This window comes from Roseburia sp. AF42-8, from assembly GCF_003435965.1.
Lineage (GTDB): Bacteria > Bacillota > Clostridia > Lachnospirales > Lachnospiraceae > Roseburia_C > Roseburia_C amylophila.
Map to the genome: position 1 here is coordinate 77,431 of NZ_QTVB01000010.1, position 16,792 is coordinate 94,222.

The 16,792-nt window shown below is 41.1% G+C and carries 16 protein-coding genes; all 16 read right to left on the minus strand.

Annotated features, from left to right (window positions below; all coding sequences use genetic code 11):
- Positions 1 to 5 precede the first annotated feature (5 nt).
- Positions 6 to 1,655 carry a hypothetical protein gene (locus DW059_RS06355; protein WP_117698211.1) on the minus strand — a complete coding sequence of 550 codons (1,650 nt, stop codon included), beginning with the start codon at positions 1,653 to 1,655 and terminating at the stop codon, positions 6 to 8.
- Positions 1,656 to 1,790: 135 nt separating this feature from the next.
- A complete protein-coding gene (locus DW059_RS06360; protein ID WP_117698212.1) occupies positions 1,791 to 2,696 on the minus strand; it encodes a chemotaxis protein in 906 nt (301 codons plus the stop codon).
- A gap of 111 nt (positions 2,697 to 2,807) precedes the next feature.
- Entirely contained in the window at positions 2,808 to 3,521 is a 714-nt protein-coding gene (locus tag DW059_RS06365; protein WP_117698213.1) for a DUF4352 domain-containing protein, read from the minus strand.
- Positions 3,522 to 3,572: 51 nt separating this feature from the next.
- The gene (locus tag DW059_RS06370) at positions 3,573 to 5,111 is read right to left on the minus strand and encodes a sensor histidine kinase (RefSeq protein WP_117698214.1); all 1,539 of its coding nucleotides are present in this window, start codon (positions 5,109 to 5,111) and stop codon (positions 3,573 to 3,575) included.
- A gap of 22 nt (positions 5,112 to 5,133) precedes the next feature.
- On the minus strand, positions 5,134 to 5,820 hold the full coding sequence (locus DW059_RS06375; protein ID WP_022242424.1) for a response regulator transcription factor: 687 nt from the start codon (positions 5,818 to 5,820) through the stop codon (positions 5,134 to 5,136).
- 68 nt (positions 5,821 to 5,888) lie between these two features.
- The gene (locus DW059_RS06380) at positions 5,889 to 6,476 is read right to left on the minus strand and encodes a hypothetical protein (RefSeq protein ID WP_022242423.1); all 588 of its coding nucleotides are present in this window, start codon (positions 6,474 to 6,476) and stop codon (positions 5,889 to 5,891) included.
- Positions 6,477 to 6,491: 15 nt separating this feature from the next.
- Positions 6,492 to 7,817, minus strand: a complete 1,326-nt coding sequence (locus DW059_RS06385; protein ID WP_117698215.1) for an enhanced serine sensitivity protein SseB — start codon at positions 7,815 to 7,817, stop codon at positions 6,492 to 6,494.
- A gap of 111 nt (positions 7,818 to 7,928) precedes the next feature.
- A complete protein-coding gene (nrdG, locus tag DW059_RS06390; protein ID WP_117698216.1) occupies positions 7,929 to 8,447 on the minus strand; it encodes an anaerobic ribonucleoside-triphosphate reductase activating protein in 519 nt (172 codons plus the stop codon).
- A gap of 18 nt (positions 8,448 to 8,465) precedes the next feature.
- Positions 8,466 to 10,628 (minus strand): anaerobic ribonucleoside-triphosphate reductase, encoded by a 2,163-nt coding sequence (nrdD, locus tag DW059_RS06395; protein WP_117698217.1) that lies wholly within the window; start codon positions 10,626 to 10,628, stop codon positions 8,466 to 8,468.
- A gap of 433 nt (positions 10,629 to 11,061) precedes the next feature.
- Entirely contained in the window at positions 11,062 to 12,279 is a 1,218-nt protein-coding gene (locus DW059_RS06400; RefSeq protein WP_117698218.1) for an iron-containing alcohol dehydrogenase, read from the minus strand.
- A 131-nt stretch (positions 12,280 to 12,410) separates the two neighbouring features.
- A complete protein-coding gene (locus DW059_RS06405) occupies positions 12,411 to 13,553 on the minus strand; it encodes an LCP family protein (protein WP_242986147.1) in 1,143 nt (380 codons plus the stop codon).
- A 164-nt stretch (positions 13,554 to 13,717) separates the two neighbouring features.
- Complete coding sequence (locus tag DW059_RS06410) at positions 13,718 to 14,269, minus strand: hypothetical protein (protein WP_117698220.1); 552 nt, start codon at positions 14,267 to 14,269, stop codon at positions 13,718 to 13,720.
- 101 nt (positions 14,270 to 14,370) lie between these two features.
- Entirely contained in the window at positions 14,371 to 15,042 is a 672-nt protein-coding gene (locus DW059_RS06415) for an RNA polymerase sigma factor (RefSeq protein ID WP_117698221.1), read from the minus strand.
- Positions 15,043 to 15,185: 143 nt separating this feature from the next.
- Positions 15,186 to 15,959, minus strand: coding sequence for a CAP domain-containing protein (locus DW059_RS06420; RefSeq protein WP_117698222.1), 774 nt, complete (start codon positions 15,957 to 15,959; stop codon positions 15,186 to 15,188).
- A complete protein-coding gene (locus DW059_RS15885) occupies positions 15,956 to 16,099 on the minus strand; it encodes a hypothetical protein (protein WP_158552062.1) in 144 nt (47 codons plus the stop codon). The genes DW059_RS06420 and DW059_RS15885 overlap by 4 nt, the downstream gene beginning before the upstream one ends.
- A 199-nt stretch (positions 16,100 to 16,298) precedes the next feature.
- On the minus strand, positions 16,299 to 16,751 hold the full coding sequence (locus DW059_RS06425) for a GNAT family N-acetyltransferase (protein WP_117698223.1): 453 nt from the start codon (positions 16,749 to 16,751) through the stop codon (positions 16,299 to 16,301).
- Positions 16,752 to 16,792 lie beyond the last annotated feature (41 nt).

Sequence of the window (16,792 nt, forward strand, 5' to 3'; positions counted from 1 at the left end):
TTCTCCTATTCCAGTCCTGCTGCTGCAAGTATCTCCTGAATTGCCTTTGTATAATCTGTTCTCTTTGTCATGGCATGCAATTCTGCTGCTTTTTCCTCTGATACACCAAAATGGTCTGATAACTGCTGCAAAATCTGATTCTTCAGTCCTGCCATTTCATCTGTTATCTCATATTCCTGAGCCAGGTCTGCACCATCTACGCATCTGCCATATCCACGAATCAACGCATCCAAAGCCATTTCATTTTCATTGATTCCGCTTAAGCTCTCATAAGACTGATATTCGCTCTGTATGGAAGCCAGCACCTGTGCTTTCTTATAGAAATTCTCGTCTTTTCCCTTTACAGAAGAACCGGCTACGGTCTGGAATGCTGTTACATAGGAGCCGCTTGCAAAATCATCCTTTGCCTGCTGCATATCCTGTCCATACTGTAAATTGGAGCTTCCCAGCAAAATCAAGATTAGAAGGGAAAGTGCCATAATAAAAATCAGAATAACCGGCTTCTTCGGAAGAGGCGGCGTACGGTCTATTTCTTTTGGAGGCTTCTCTTTCTTTACCTTTGGCGCCTTCTCCTTCTTCGCCTTTTCCTTCTTTTCTTTTTTCTCTTTCTTTTTCTTCTCTTTCTTTCCCTTCTTACCGGCTCCCTCGTCTGCATCCATCTCTTTTAAGATTTCTCTATTTTCGGATGAAATGCTGCCAAGGCTGTCATCTTCTGCAATCTTTGTATCATCCTCTTCTTCATCCGGTCCAAATAAAACGGACATAATTTTACTGAAGAATCCCTGTTTTTTTCTCTTTTCCTTTGCTTCCTTTAAATCCTTTAATTCTTCGATACTTCCAAGGCGTTCAAATTCATCCTGGACCTCACTGTCCTCATCTTCTGAATGCTCTAATTCTTCTCCATTTTCATCTGCTTTCAGCAAATCGCCGATATCGGATAAGTCAGCATCTCCGGATAACATATCCATAAGATTAATGGCATCATCATCTTCTGAAAGAAGTGGTTCCTCTTCCTCAGATTCTGTCTTTGATGCTTCTGGTATCTCTGCCGCCGAATCTTCATCCAGCGTATCAAAAAAGCCCAGAGGCTCTTCTTCCTCGGAAGCATCATCTTCCGGTGTTTTCGACGTATCCATATGTTCTTCCTCTCCGGAATCGCCCACTTTCTTCCGGACAGCGTCCATGATGTCATCCACATCTTCCATCATATCTGACGGTGCAGACCCATCTGTTGCCATATCTGTGCCCTCTGATGAGACTGGCTCTGAAGCATCCCGCAGCTGATTGGTTTCTTCTGACTGGTTTGCTGCTTCCGGCTGTTTTGTTGCAAAAGCTGCCTCCATATCGGATGTCTGGTCTTCATTGACATCAATATCTGCCTGATTTGATGCCTCTTCGTCTAATTCCATTTCGAATTCCTGCAGGAAATCATCTGCTGCTCCTGTTGCCAGCTCCTGTTCAAATTCATGCAGGAAACCTGTGCCGGAGTAATCCTCGTGTTTCTTCTCTACCGTTTTTTTCTCCCGCTCTCTTGGCTTTGCAGCTTCTTCATTCATTGATTGAATCAAATTCTCGATATCCTTCTTATTATTTCTTCTGTTAGCATCTGAAACTGAATTCAGCAAATCGTCCAGATAATCTTCACTCTTACTCAAATTTATACCTCCATGTATCCAAGTTGCCTGTATATCTGCTTACAGGGTCTGCCACAACATCTCCCAGCAGATGCCGGACAGCGTAAAGGAAAGGGATGTGATGTAACATCACACCCCTTTGTCTGCGTTCTTTCCTTACTTTCCAGTCTGGTCAATCAGTCTGTCGATAGCCTGTACCAGACTTCCAATCTCCGGTTTAGTCAATTGGGCGTCTGCTCCGAGTGATTCACCTTTTCTTCTCATTTCATCATTTACCAGGGAAGAGAAAATGATTACCGGAATATCATGCATGTTATCGTTCTCTTTTACCAGTTTTGTTAACCGGTGTCCGTCCATCAATGGCATCTCGATATCAGTAATAATACAATGTACTTTATCTTTTACATTGCCAGCTTTCTCATAAGCACAAAGCTTGTCCCATGCTTCCTGTCCGTTCATATTGACATTCAGGTTGGTATAACCTGCTTTCTTCAGACAATCTGTAATCAATTTACTTAATAAGGGGGAATCCTCTGCAATCATAATCGGGGAATCATTACGGTTACGATTTTCCAGATGCTCTACATCAGATACCTTAAGTCCTGTTTCCGGGCTGATATCAGAAATAATTTTTTCAAAGTCAAGAATAACAATCAACTGTCCATCCAGTTTAATGACTCCGGTTGATACACCCTTGTCCTGGACATTAATCGTTGCATCCGGTTTGATAATCTCTGACCAGGAGACACGATGAATTCCAATAACCTGATCTACATGGAATGCAATATTTAATTTATTAAAGTTTGTGATAATAAACAAACCTTTTCCTTCTTCATCCTGCATACCCAGACATCTTCTCAGGCTGATTACCGTCAGCATGGTATCTCGTGGCATAAAGATTCCTTCCACACTCGGATGTGCATTTGGTACCGGGGTTACCGGCTGATAGGATAAAATCTCACGAATCTTCGCTACGTTAATTCCGTAATGATTATCCCCTAAAGTAAACTCCAGCACTTCCAGTTCGTTCGTACCATTTTCTAACAGAATATTTGTCTCCATTTATGTTTTCCTCCCAAGGTCATTTCTTAGAATATTTCTATTTCAAATTATAACATAATATTACATAAAAATGCACCGTTTTTTTACAATTCTTTAGATATTTTTACTATTTTATAGATTACAGGTCTTATGTACCGTGTTTTCGACTACTTCCAGAGAGATTTTACTCAAATCTTCCGGTGTACCTTCCGGCACCTCAAAGAGTAAAACCGTATCTGTGCCACTTCCTGCTTCAATAGTCCCCTGATATGTGCCAAGGTCATTTAACAGAATTGAGACCTGTGCAACAGCTTCCACGCTGTCATTTAATGTCATGCGGAATGACACCTTGCGGCTTAACATATCACAATCAACTGCTTCGGTTCCGGCATTGTTTAAATGAAAATGTAAAACCAGATACTTATTTCCAGCGGTCGGCTCTACGATATAAGACGAATCCTGCTGATAGACGGAAGCAAATTCTGCCCCAGTATACTGCACATCAATGCCCGGTATTGCCACTGCATCGTTTAAGGACACACTGTTGTCCGATGCCGCATTCTCCGGAGTTCCTGTTGCATCTCCACCTTCTGATGGCATCTGCTCAGTGGAATCCGGCTGTTCCACAGCCTCGGTATCTGCAGTCTCTGTTGTCTCTTCACTCTTCGATAGTCTTACAATTCCATCCTGCTGCTTTATATTATACTTTGATACTACATGTGCTGCATAATCTACAATTGTCTGTTCTTCCTGCTCTGTTAATTCAATCGGCTGCTCTCCGCATCCGCCTAATAATAACGCAGCCAACAGCACACATGCCGTTGTTTTTATCTTTCTGTCTCTCATAGGCACTCCTTAACTTATCAATCTATTCCCATGTTAGCATTTTTCCGGCTTTCAGGCAATAGTTATTTCACGTTCTTCCTCGTTATCATCGCGATTGCTGGTGTCTAATTCTATCCAGAATTCCACACCATCCTCATGGTTAATGACTCCGCACTGCTGATGCATGGAATCCATAATTGCTTTTACAATGGACAGACCAATTCCGCTGCCTCCATAAGCTCTGGTTCTTGCTTTATCTACCTTATAGAATTTAATCCAGATATTATCAATGTCTTCTTCCGGAATCGGCTTTCCGGTATTAAACACGCTGACTCTTACTACATCCTGCTTACATTCATAAGAAATTTTAATCCGGTTTTCACCTTCCAAATGGTTGATTGCATTGCTCAGATAATTGGTTATAACTTCTTCTATCTTAAATTCATCCGCCCATACAAAAAACGGCTGCTCGTCAAATTCCAGAATAGCTCCCTTCTGTTCTAAGATAATGGCATTACTGGCAGTTACTCCACGTATCAGTTCGGTGATATCAAACCGTTCCATCACAATAGCATCATTCCCAAATTCCAGCTGATTCAAAGTAAGAAGTTTCTTTACCATGCGGTTCATCTTCTCTGCTTCATCTGTAATGACCTCACAATAGAAATTTCTGCTCTCCGGATCGTCCTGCACACATTCCTGTAAGCCTTCTGCATAACCCTGAATCAGTGCCAGAGGTGTCTTTAACTCATGTGAAACATTTGACAGAAAATCTTTTCTCATCTCGTCAATCTGTTCCTTCTTTTCGATATCTATCTTCAATTCATTATTGGCACTCTTTAATTCCGATATGGTCCGCTCTAAGATTTCCGATAGCTGATTCATATGCTCGCCCAACTGTTCAATCTCATTATCTCCCTTGACCTCATACTTCGCATCAAAGTCGAATTCTGCCATTTTCTTGGATATATCTGTAAGCCGCAGAATTGGGTTAGTAATACGGCGGGTAACAAAAAAAATGATAATACCACTCACTATTACCGCAACAACTCCTACATCCATCAGCAGACGATTAGACACCTGCGCACTTTCCTTGATACTTTCCAATGGAGTTCTCGCCAGCAAAAGATTACCATCTGCCAGGGTTCCCCAGAGAATCAGATAATCCGATTCCAGCCTGGTATCCTCTTTTTCTCCCATGACATAATTGTCGTTTGCTTTCAGTACTTTCATATTAAGATGCATATCATCATTCTGCACACTTGCCATGATAATTTCCATAAACTGCATCCTGAGATTTTCCACACCATTGGTAGAAGAACGCACTACTGTACCATCGGATGTAATAATTAAAATCGTCAGGTTACCATTGGAACAGATTTTTTCAAAATCTATATCATAATCTGATGTATTTAAGATTCCCTGTTCACTTGCCGCATTAATCTGCTGGAACCCATTTTCCAGCACTTCCTGCTTATAGCGGGTATAATAGCCTTCCAGCAGGGTAACATTAAGAAGCCAGCACAGTAATACCGTGCCGGCCACTAATCCAACGATAGTCAATGTAATCTGCGCTGTAATGGAATGCTGTTTTTTCTTATTCTTTGCCATATATCTTCCACCTTATCACATTTTATTGCGGTGCATCAATGTCCAGCTTATAGCCCATACCCCAGATTGTCTTGATATAATCACCTTTTTCGCCCATCTTGCTGCGCAGCTTTTTCACATGGGTATCGATGGTTCTGGCATCACCGAAATAATCATAATTCCATACATGATTCAGAATTTTCTCACGGGATAAAGCAATTCCCTTATTCTCCATGAAATATGCCAGAAGCTCAAATTCTTTATAGCTCAAATCAATATTTTTGCCGTCAATTGTTACCATATGGGCAGCCTTGTCCATTACAATGCCACCTACTTCCAGCACATCATCTTCTGTATAATTGCCGGTTCTCCGCAAAATTGCCTCTACCCTTGCCACCAGGATCTTCGGGCTGAATGGTTTACTGATATATTCATCCACACCAAGTTCAAATCCCAAAAGCTCATCACTTTCTTCACTCTTGGCTGTCAGCATGATAATCGGTGTCTTGGAACTTTCCCTGATTTCCCGGCATACATCCCAGCCGTTCATCTTCGGCATCATAACATCCAGAATGATCAATGCAATATCTTTATTTTTATAAAATACGTCTAAGGCTTCTTCTCCGTCTCCTGCCTCTAACACTTCAAAGTTCTGTTTTACCAGGAAATCCCTCACCAGCTTACGCATACGGCTTTCATCGTCTACCACCAGAATTTTACGTTTTTCCATATTTGCTTCCCTCTTCTTTTTTCTATAGTTTAACGGATAAATATGTCAAATTTGTGTTCTTCTGCGATTTAATTCTGCTTTTCCAAAGCATCCAGTGCCGCTTCTCTTTCATCCAGTTCCTGTTCCCACTCTTCATATTTATTAATGATTTTCGTCTCATAATTTAAGATTGTGGTACTGCCACTGGTAAGGCTGATGGCAAACATGGCAATAACAATAATAATCAGCACAATATTCACAGAAAGTAAGATGCGGCAGCGCTTCTGTAATTTCGTTTCCTGTTGTTCCTCTGAATTTTTATCAGCATTTTCATTCTGGTGCTCACCAGATTTTTCTTTGCCAGCTACATGGTCAAGGTCTAAGCCCATATCTTTCACCGGAATACCTGGTATTTCGGATGCATCCACCCCGGGCAGTCCCTTCAGATAATCCTGCAGTTCTTTTAGATAGGCATATCCTATCGGTGTATGGAACAATTCCTGAGCCATAATTCTCTGGTAGATTTCCTGTACCATCTGTGGATTATCCATGTTCATATTATCATGTATGTACTGGATTCCTTCCACTTCCTTTTTGGCCAATTTTGCCTGTTCTTCATTTTCAAATACGAATCCACTTACTTCCCAGACTTTGCCATCTAATTCTTTTTGTTCCATATTTCCTCCTGCAATTTACAATCTCAGAAAAGTCTTTTTATAAAATGGTGCAACCTCACCAATCAGCTCCATTGCCTTTTCGTCTGCTTCATGCATATCAAGACGCATATAGCCAAGGGACGGCTTTACAGCTTCAGCAATTCCTTCAAAGACGCTCTTTCTCTCACCCTTAAACTCTACAACCAGCAAATAACTAATGTCATCCTTACGTTCAATCTTCGTTACCAGATATGCTTTCTTAATATTCTTCTGTTTCTTCATATATTCACTGAGTATCTGTTTCAGTTCATCCGCCTCCGCAATTGGCTCACCAACAAATACACCCGTTTTCTTTTCAACAAGATTGCCAGATGCCATCTCAGCTTCCTGCCTCTTATAGCGTTTGAAATAACCTATAATAATTTTCTTCCGGTTCTCTTCTACCCGAAGTTCCATACTGCCCGGATTGATTACAAAATCTCGCTCTCCCGAAATCTTCATCAGCTGATCAAAACTGACTTTCTGTCCCTTCCATTCCTTTACATTATAAATCTTCTGGAAACTCTGCCAGTCTGTATACACCGGCATCCACTGTGCTCCATTGCTATCCTGTAACAATGCAAACTGAAGGGCTGTTCCCTTTTTTCCGTCTGCATCCTTTTCTTCCTTCGGGTCCTCTACCACTTTTACCGGACATAAGAATTCCCCGCGGACTACCTCTTTTAACATACGGTCACATAAGAACTGCTCCGCACGTTTCCACTGTTCATCTTTCTTTTCTTCAAATAAAATCTGTCTGTGTCTTGCCATTGCAAGAATCAGAGCCGGATTTACAACCGGAATCTGTGCTTTGGAAAGCTCGGAAAAATCCGGTGGTGGAAGCAAATCATCTCTTTTTAATCTGCAGGAATAGCTTCCCACATCCAGTATCAGATCTTCCATACCCCACCAGTGGAGGTTTGCCCAGAAGAACATCTGCTTGTCTCCTCTGATTCCTTTTAATTCCAGTTCTACATTCTGCTCTTTATAATGTTCTATTGCCTTTTGGGCAAATTCTTTCGTTGAAAAGATTAATACACTTCCGTCCCCCATAACACGCGGGTAACCGGTATGCTTGTCCCATGCGCAGTAAAGCTCTTTGCATCCCTTTATTTTATCTGCCAGAATCTTGTTAAACACTTCTATCTTCTTTAAAAAGTTATCTGCCACAAAGGTTTTCTTCTTATGATGTACTTCTGCAGAACGAATCAGAAATTCCAGTTCCTCTAAAGTAAGCTTTGCAAGTTCCTGTTCATCCGGCATTTCATAATTCAAAAGATGGGTCTCTAATAATTCTTCTTTACGCTCTTTACTAATTTCCATGTTCTTCTCCTATATCTTTCCTTAAAACAATCACGTTATTTCTATTTTAATATAAAAATGCCATAAAGTAAAATAGAATCCTTCCGGATTCTACTTTATCTTTCACGCAGTTTACATCAGTTCTTCAATGACTCCTGTTTCATTGTATTTTCTGCAGTCAATGACACGCTGATTGGAAGAACCTTTGAATTTTAATGTAATATCATATAGCTCTGCCACATAAGGGCCATCCACCAGCACATCGATTAAGGATAATAATTCTTTCGTATCCTCGGTATATCTTCTTCCCTCCGGTACCAAATCCTTATCCAGTACATATCCGGTATATGCCCATATGTCTTTTTCCGGATGTTCCGTCCGCACCCGCTTGATAAATGGAAGCAGTGCATGCTGGTTTTCCGGTTCAAAAGGGTCTCCTCCCAAAAGAGTCAGTCCCTTGATATAGGGAGATTCCAAAGATGCAAGAATTTCATCTTCTACTTCTTTTGTAAATTCCTCTCCATTTTTAAAGTCCCATGTTTCCGGCTGAAAACACTCTTTACAGTGGTTCCGGCAGCCGGATACAAACAGCACCGTTCTTACACCGGTGCCGTTCGCAATATCATTATATTTAATCGCTGAATAATGCATTTTCTTTTCACTTTCTTTTTATAAGTGAAGTACACGCTCCTTGATTTCCTGGGTTCTTCCCTGATTCCAGAACTGGGAACCAATATAACCACAGGTACGTCTTGCCACGTTCATCTTATCCTGGTCACGGTTGTGGCAATGCGGGCACTCCCATACTAATTTTCCATCATCATCTTTTACAATCTGAATCTCACCATCATAGCCACATACCTGGCAGTAATCGCTCTTGGTATTTAACTCTGCATACATGATATTCTCATAGATGAATTTCATTACAGATAAAACAGCATCCAGATTATCCTGCATGTTCGGAACTTCCACATAGCTGATTGCTCCACCCGGTGAAAGTGCCTGGAACTGGGATTCGAATTTCAGCTTGGTAAATGCATCAATGTTTTCGGTTACATGCACATGATAACTGTTGGTAATGTAATTCTTATCGGTAACACCCGGAATAACTCCGAAACGTTTCTGTAAACATTTTGCAAATTTATAGGTGGTAGACTCAAGCGGTGTCCCATATACGGAGAAATCAATATTTTCTTTCTCTTTCCACTCCTTGCAGGCATCATTTAACCGCTGCATTACCTTTAAGGCAAATGGTGTTGCTGCCGGGTCGGTATGTGGTTTTCCAGTCATATATCTGGTACATTCGCAAAGTCCTGCATAACCCAGTGAAATAGTAGAATATCCACCATATAAAAGCTTGTCTATGGTCTCGCCTTTTTTCAGACGGGCAAGTGCTCCGTACTGCCAGAGAATCGGTGCCACATCAGAAGGTGTCCCCTTCAGGCGGTTATGACGCGCCATCAATGCACGGTAGCAAAGGTCCAAACGCTCATCAAATAGCTTCCAGAATTTTTCAAAATCTCCGCCGGAAGAGCATGCCAGATCTACCAGATTCAAGGTTACCACGCCTTGATTGAAACGACCGTAGAACTTCGGCTTGCCAGCTTCATCATGATATACGGTAAGGAAGGAACGGCAGCCCATACAGGTATAGCAGTTGCCATCTTTTAATTCCTTCATTTTCTTCTCAGAAATATAATCCGGAACCATACGCTTTGCAGTACATTTTGCTGCTTTCTTAGTCAGATAATAGTATTCCGAATCCTCATGGATATTATCCTCTTCCAATACATAAATCAACTTTGGAAATGCTGGTGTAATCCATACGCCATCCTCATTCTTAACACCCTGATAACGCTGGTCCAGCACTTCCTCTATAATCATGGCAAGGTCTTTTTTCTCCTGCTCATTCTTTGCTTCGTTCAGATACATGAACACGGTTACGAATGGGGACTGTCCGTTGGTAGTCATCAGGGTTACTACCTGATACTGGATAACCTGTACGCCCCGCTCGATTTCTGCATGAAGTCTTCTTTCCACAATGCTGTTAATCTTCTCTTCGCTCAGCTCCACATCGCTCTCTTTTAATGTCTGCACCAGCTCTGCATGAATTTTCTCACGGCTGATCTGGACAAATGGTACTAAATGTGCCAGTGAAATACTCTGTCCGCCATACTGGGAGCTTGCCACCTGAGCAATAATCTGGGTTGCAATATTACACGCTGTAGAGAAAGAATGTGGCTTGTCAATTCTGGTTCCGCTGATAACGGTTCCGTTCTGTAACATGTCCTCTAAATTTACCAGATCACAGTTATGCATATGCTGTGCAAAATAATCTGCATCATGGAAATGGATAATTCCCTGTTCATGTGCCTCTACAATATCCTCCGGGAGAAGGAATCTTCTGGTAATATCCTTACTCACCTCACCAGCCATATAGTCACGCTGCACGCTGTTTACGGTTGAATCCTTATTGGAATTCTCCTGTTTTACTTCTTCATTATTACATTCAATCAGACTTAAAATCTGTTCATCCGTAGAGTTGGACTTACGTACCAGGGCACGTTTATAGCGGTAAGTAATGTATTTCCGGGCAACAGAAAAAGCCCTCTTGTCCATTAACTGATCCTCCACTAAGTCCTGAATATCTTCTACATTCAGGGCATGGTTGGCATCCTTACAGGAATCCTCTATATATTGTGCAATCTCCTTAATCTGGTCTGCAGTCAATCGTTCCGCTTCCACCACCTCATGGTTCGCTTTATTGATTGCAATAATAATTTTTGAAATGTCAAAAACAGCCTCTGCGCCGCTTCTTTTAATGATTTTCATTGAAATCCTCTCCCATAAAAAATAGTCTATTCGCATAAAATCGACACAAAACTGTACTAGATTTTGTGTCGAATCTCTTCAACGCATATACAGTATACCATATCTTGTGTTTTACGCAAGGGGAATATACAAGATTCGTGAATTTTTTTCAGAAAAATTTTTTTAGAATTTAACGCTTTTTTCATAATCTGGACAATTATTTTTCACAAAATCCGGGTATACTACAAATATCAATAGAGAACAGGTTCATCCCCCAATGTCTTGTCTCTCTATTTGATAAAACTTTTTTCATAAATTTTCATAACTCCCCTTTGTACCCCCGCAGTGCTGTGGGGGTATTACCTTTGTAAAACCATTTTTCAGACTGTAAAAACCCCGTCTCAAATATCAATGCGATATCGAAACGGGGCTTACTTCATTTTTAATCTATTTTTTAGAAATCTACTTCTGTGTCATAGTAACAGCATTTCAGCAGTTTTTCCATTTCTTCCTGACTTGGCTGTCTTGGGTTGGAGCCGGTGCAGGCATCCAAAATTGCATTGGCTGCAATCTCAGGCAGTCTCTCTAAGAATACTTCTTCCGGTACAAAGCCCTGCTCAGCCGGATAGCTGTCCGGTCCGTAGTTCTTAATACAGTGCGGAATATTCAAGTCATCATTCATCTTACGCAGGTACTGGATTAAAAGTGCGACTTTCTCGTCCAGTGTCTCTCCGCCAAGCTTCATAAAATCTGCAATCACGCCATAACGTTTCTTTGCAGTCTCATCCTTTGCATTAAATGCAATAACCTTCGGCAGATACATGGCATTAGCTGCGCCATGAATAATATGTGCACCGTAGTCGGCAAATGCGGCACCGGTCTTATGTGCCATAGAATGTACGATTCCAAGCAGTGCATTGGAAAATGCCATTCCAGCCAGACACTGGGCATTGTGCATGGCATCACGTTTTGCCATATCTCCGTTATAGGAATCAATCAGATCATGCTGAATCATTTCGATAGCATGGAGTGCCAGCGGGTCTGTATAATCACTGTTGGCAGTTGAAACATATGCTTCAATTGCATGCGTCATCGCATCCATTCCGGTATGGGCTACCAGCTTCTGCGGCATGGTCTCTGCCAGTTCCGGGTCAACGATTGCTACGTCCGGTGTAATCTCAAAATCCGCAATCGGATATTTGATTCCCTTCTCATAATCCGTAATAATGGAAAATGCAGTTACTTCTGTTGCAGTTCCTGAGGTAGAAGAAATTGCACAAAAATGTGCTTTCTTTCTTAATTTCGGAATTCCAAATACCTTACACATGTCTTCAAAGGTAATATCCGGATATTCATATTTAATCCACATTGCTTTTGCAGCATCAATTGGTGAACCACCACCGATTGCTACAATCCAGTCCGGTTTGAACTTCTCCATAGCGGCAGCACCCTTCATCACGGTCTCAACAGATGGATCCGGTTCAATTCCTTCAAACAGTTCCACTTCCATACCTGCTTCTTTCAGATATGCCTCTGCTTTATCCAGGAAACCAAACCGTTTCATGGAGCCTCCACCAACACAGATCATTGCGCGCTTTCCTTCGAAGTTCTTCAGTGCCTCCAATGCACCTTTGCCGTGGTATAAATCTCTTGGTAATGTAAATCTCTGCATTCGTAATACCTCCTTGATAATCATTGTATATTTACTGATATATTTTTATCATAACACAATAATATACAAAAGGTAACTGGATTTTTCTTATTTTTTGTGAAATTTTTATAAAATTTGGTTATATTTTCCTCTTACTTTGTTGTTTCAGCAGCAGCCGCATCCTGCACCAGCGGATTCGTATCCCGGGTAGTATCTGCCGCCGTCTTTCCTGTCCTGTTGCTTACTGCCTTGCTGATTTCTTTCACCTTATCTGTCGTTTCATAATCCTCTACATCAAATAAATAGCGGTGCAGCAAATCTACATTAGTCTCCAAATCCGTTGGTACAACTACTGCTCCGATGGATTTTTCCATCATCTTGGTGTCTAACTGGAATGGCCAGCCCTGGGTATCTGCAAGCTCATACTCTTTGACATGGGCTGCAAGTCCCAATATCTCTGTGGTAGAAAGGCTGGTAGAAATGTCCGGAAACAGCTTGTCTACCAAATCATTTAAAGTAAGGATGTCTGCCTGCTTTGCTTTTTCTACAATCTTTCCTACTACAATACGCTGGCGCTCGGTCCGACGGAAATCGTCTCCGCCGCTCATTCGGTCGCGGCAATAGGCAAGTGCCTGTATTCCATTGACCTGCTGCACGCCCGGTCCGGAAACCGGCTTGCCATGGGTTCCCATGACTTCATTCATTTCATCAATCCAGATATGCATATTGCTGGCTTCTTCCTTGGTAATATCCAACTCTATTCCACCTAATGCATCCACAACTTCCATTACCGCATTGAAGTCTACGGATACATATTCGGTAATATTCAAATCCAGATTCTTATTTAACGCCGCTACTGCACCGGTCGGTCCTCCCTTGGCATAAGCTGCATTCAGTTTCCGCAGGCTGTCTTTATCATCTACTGCCAGAAAGGAATCCCGGTATACGGATACAAGCTTCACTTCCTTGGTATCATCATTGATACTGGCAATCATGATACAGTCGCTGTTTCCACTTTCATAATTTCCACTGCTCCGGTTGTCAATTCCAAAGATAGCTATATTGGTATAATTATCTAACACTTCCTGGGTCTCGCTGTCTATATTAATATTCAGCTTCTTCGCGTCTAAGGAACCGGTATTATTGATTTTATTCAGCTTACTCATTACATAAAATACTACCAGCAAAATGAGTATCACTAATACTTCTACAATAAAAAGTATCAGTTTTCTCTTTCTTCTCTGCTTTTTTCCAACCTTCTTTTTCGGACCTGTCTTCGCCTTCTGCTTTTCCATGCCCATAGTTCCTCCTTACTTTGATATACTTATACTCCTTAATCCGGACTGTTTTTCCGCAGCCTATTAATTCAAATATATCTTACTGGAATTGGTTGGTCAATGTCTCACAGACAACCTTAAGAATCAGTTCCATAAATTTAACGAAATCTTAAGTTTTCGTATTAATCAAAAGCAGAACTCTTTCCATTATACCAATGATCCCACATGGCATCATTTACCACAACATACTGTCCGTTATAAATTGCAATGGCATGGGTACCGCCATCCAGTGTAGAGCCAATGATAAGAAGCTCATCCTCATAACCATCTACATCATAGGTAACTTCTTTAATAATCTGTGTCATATCCCAGTCTGCATAAATCGTTCCCTTGACACCGTCAATCCAGCAGGTTGCCTTTACTGGCTCGTCCCAGAATTCAAAATAGTCTTTATCATTACGCACGGAACTTGGAAGCACAGATTCCGGAATATCAGCATATTTTTCACTTCCATTTTCATCCTCTGGTGCATCCGTTGTCTCTGTATCCTCACCCACGCCATCTATTGGCTGGTCTGCATTTACCGGAACTTCTTCTACTGCCGGAACATTTTCCTGTGCGGTCGTATTTTTATCATTTGATTTATTGTAGCTGATGACACCAACTGTCACTGCACTTGCTATAGATGCCGTTGCCACGATTCCAATTACCGCTTTTCCAGCTGCAGTTGACAAAAATGATATCTTTCTTGCTGTGCCTGCGGCTTTTACCGCTGTTGAGGCTGCAGTTTTTCCTGCACCATATGTACTCTTTGCTATACTTTTTCTACATTCACTTAATAAAAGCTGGGTGGATGCTCCGCCGCAGATACAACCATTTCCTTTTTCAACAGATACAGCAGTAACGGCATTGGTGCAATACTGTAAAGCTTGTATCCCTTCTTCTGCAGTTCCTCTGCCTTTGTCTTGATATTATTCCTGCCATAACGCAGTCTTGATTTCACTGTAGCTTCCGGGCAGCCCAGCTGTTCTGCAATTTCTTTTGTGGTAAGTCCCTCTAATTCAAAGGCAATTACCACCAGACGCTGCTCGTCAGACAATGCATCGATCAGCTCATGCACCAGCTGTCTGGTCTCTTCTTTCGTATATTCTAATTCCGGCTCATTTTCCCAGACGCTTACTGCCTGATCCATGATTTCTGCATCTTCTTCCTCACCACTTTCCATGCGTAAATCAAGCGGTGTATGATTGCGTTTTTCCAGTTCATTTTTTGCTGTATTTACCACAATCTGTGCTAACCAGGAATCAAACTTTTCCGGTTCTTTTAGTTTATCCAGATTTTTCCACGCCCGTATGTATGCTTCCTGCAAAACATCTTTTGCTGCCTCTTCATCTTTCACATATTTTAAAGCCAGATAATATTTATTATTTTTTGTTGTATCATAAAGAAATTCAAATCCCATCGAATCTCCATTACATGCTTTTTCAACTGCCTGTGTATATGTCATTTTCTTTTCCTTCTTTCTTCCTTATTTCTCATGTGTTTTTCCTATAATGCCTGATTTCTTAAAATTTTAACAGAAACAGCTCTTCCACCGAAAGCACATTTCCATCTTCTATTCTCACCAGTCATGACTGTCAATATACTCATTTAAAGCTGCTTCTGCCTCCGGTCCATAGGCATTGCAGGATAACGTTCCATCGCTGTTTTCACTTTCTTCCAGTGCAAAATTTTCCACTGCATGTGGATTCTATATGCGCTTCCCGCAGAATTTAATGCTATGTTTTCTCCATAATTGCCACAGCCATTATGGGAAAAATCTGATACAATTGCCTGTGCTCTCTGGCATGCAAAATTGTATATGTCCTCATCCCAGGTAAGTGCATTGAGGCCTGCTGCTATTCTCTCTGCATTCACATAAGACCACACCTCTTCGGCCGCACTTCTGTCAAAACCATCCGGATGAACCTCCGGCATATCAATCCATGTTCCTTCATTGACATCATATATCATTCCGTCATGTGGCGGCTTATTTGAATCGGTTGTATCTGCTACTGTTGTATTCTTTTTCTTACCGCTTTTATTTTTATCTGACTGGTCTGTCTCCTCTGTCTTTCCTTGCTTTGTTCCCGTCTCATTTTCTCCCTCTGTATTTTCTCCCGCTGTATCTTCTTCTACCCCATGTTCCGGTTCTAAATTTTCAGTTCCTTCTGTCTTCTGCGCCAATCTGACTGTTTCAATAGCTGTTTCTGCAGCATTTTCTACTATAACTTTCACCCTCTTCTGTGGTGTTTTCACTGCTACTTTTTCTTTTTCCGTAGTCGGACTTCCCTTTGCTTCTGTTACATTGCTACATCCTGTTAAAGCGATTGTTGCTGCCATCAGGACAGCAAGTGCAATATATCCAGGTGTTCTCATTTTCATCCTAATCTTTCACCTTCCTTTTTGTGATTTGTTCTGTTCATAATCTGTTTGCGAACCGAGCAATCCGTATCCTCATTCATTTCAAAATTCTGCATGTCCTTATGCATCAGCAGCACAAACCATTTTATTATGTTTTTCATCTGTCCTTCCTCCCTTCTATTAAGTAAGACAGGAGGGAGTGGAAAAAAGATTTAAATTTTCAAAAAATTTTCAAAAAAAATAAGAGCAGTCTGTGAAACCACTCTTATTGCTGTTGCCAAGCATCCATAAGAAGCTGCCCATGCAGGTTCTGTAGATTAATATTTTGTATTCTTTTCTGAATTATATTGGCATGTTTATTTAAATTTTATACTGCATGAAATTGTCATTATGCACAAATCCAAAATCGGTATATAACTTGACTACCATATCAGATGCCGTAATTTGTACTGTTCCACATCCATATTCCCTGGCATCATTTACAACACGGGATAACAATTCCTTAGCTATCCCCTTTCTTCTATAATCCGGATTCGTAAACATACTGGACAATAAACCAATTTTGCCACTAGGGCATCCGAAATATGGCGGTTTCTCTACGAATGACATTCCACTTGTTCCAACAATATTTTCCCCATCAAACGCAAGCCATGATACAAATGTTCCATCCTTCATATGACGCGTATAGTACTCTTTCAGCGCAGGAAACAAATCTATTTTCTCTTTTGCTCCTTCTTCTCTTAGCTGATTTATTCTCATATTGATAAAAATGTTAAGTTCTTTTTCTGTAAGTCTTTTATATTCTATTGGCATATTGTTCTCCTTGACTTTTTATGTGTATATTTTAATTAATA

Bases quoted from the DNA above. Each gene is read 5' to 3' on its own strand.
- DW059_RS06405 (WP_242986147.1), bottom strand. From the start codon at position 13,553: ATGGAAAAGCAGAAGGCGAAGACAGGTCCGAAAAAGAAGGTTGGAAAA.
- DW059_RS06375 (WP_022242424.1), bottom strand. From the start codon at position 5,820: ATGGAAAAACGTAAAATTCTGGTGGTAGACGATGAAAGCCGTATGCGT.
- DW059_RS15885 (WP_158552062.1), bottom strand. From the start codon at position 16,099: ATGAAAAACATAATAAAATGGTTTGTGCTGCTGATGCATAAGGACATG.
- DW059_RS06385 (WP_117698215.1), bottom strand. From the start codon at position 7,817: ATGGAAATTAGTAAAGAGCGTAAAGAAGAATTATTAGAGACCCATCTT.
- DW059_RS06400 (WP_117698218.1), bottom strand. From the start codon at position 12,279: ATGCAGAGATTTACATTACCAAGAGATTTATACCACGGCAAAGGTGCA.
- DW059_RS06365 (WP_117698213.1), bottom strand. From the start codon at position 3,521: ATGAGAGACAGAAAGATAAAAACAACGGCATGTGTGCTGTTGGCTGCG.
- DW059_RS06380 (WP_022242423.1), bottom strand. From the start codon at position 6,476: ATGGAACAAAAAGAATTAGATGGCAAAGTCTGGGAAGTAAGTGGATTC.
- nrdG (WP_117698216.1), bottom strand. From the start codon at position 8,447: ATGCATTATTCAGCGATTAAATATAATGATATTGCGAACGGCACCGGT.
- DW059_RS06360 (WP_117698212.1), bottom strand. From the start codon at position 2,696: ATGGAGACAAATATTCTGTTAGAAAATGGTACGAACGAACTGGAAGTG.
- DW059_RS06370 (WP_117698214.1), bottom strand. From the start codon at position 5,111: ATGGCAAAGAATAAGAAAAAACAGCATTCCATTACAGCGCAGATTACA.
- DW059_RS06420 (WP_117698222.1), bottom strand. From the start codon at position 15,959: ATGAAAATGAGAACACCTGGATATATTGCACTTGCTGTCCTGATGGCA.
- nrdD (WP_117698217.1), bottom strand. From the start codon at position 10,628: ATGAAAATCATTAAAAGAAGCGGCGCAGAGGCTGTTTTTGACATTTCA.
- DW059_RS06415 (WP_117698221.1), bottom strand. From the start codon at position 15,042: ATGACATATACACAGGCAGTTGAAAAAGCATGTAATGGAGATTCGATG.
- DW059_RS06425 (WP_117698223.1), bottom strand. From the start codon at position 16,751: ATGCCAATAGAATATAAAAGACTTACAGAAAAAGAACTTAACATTTTT.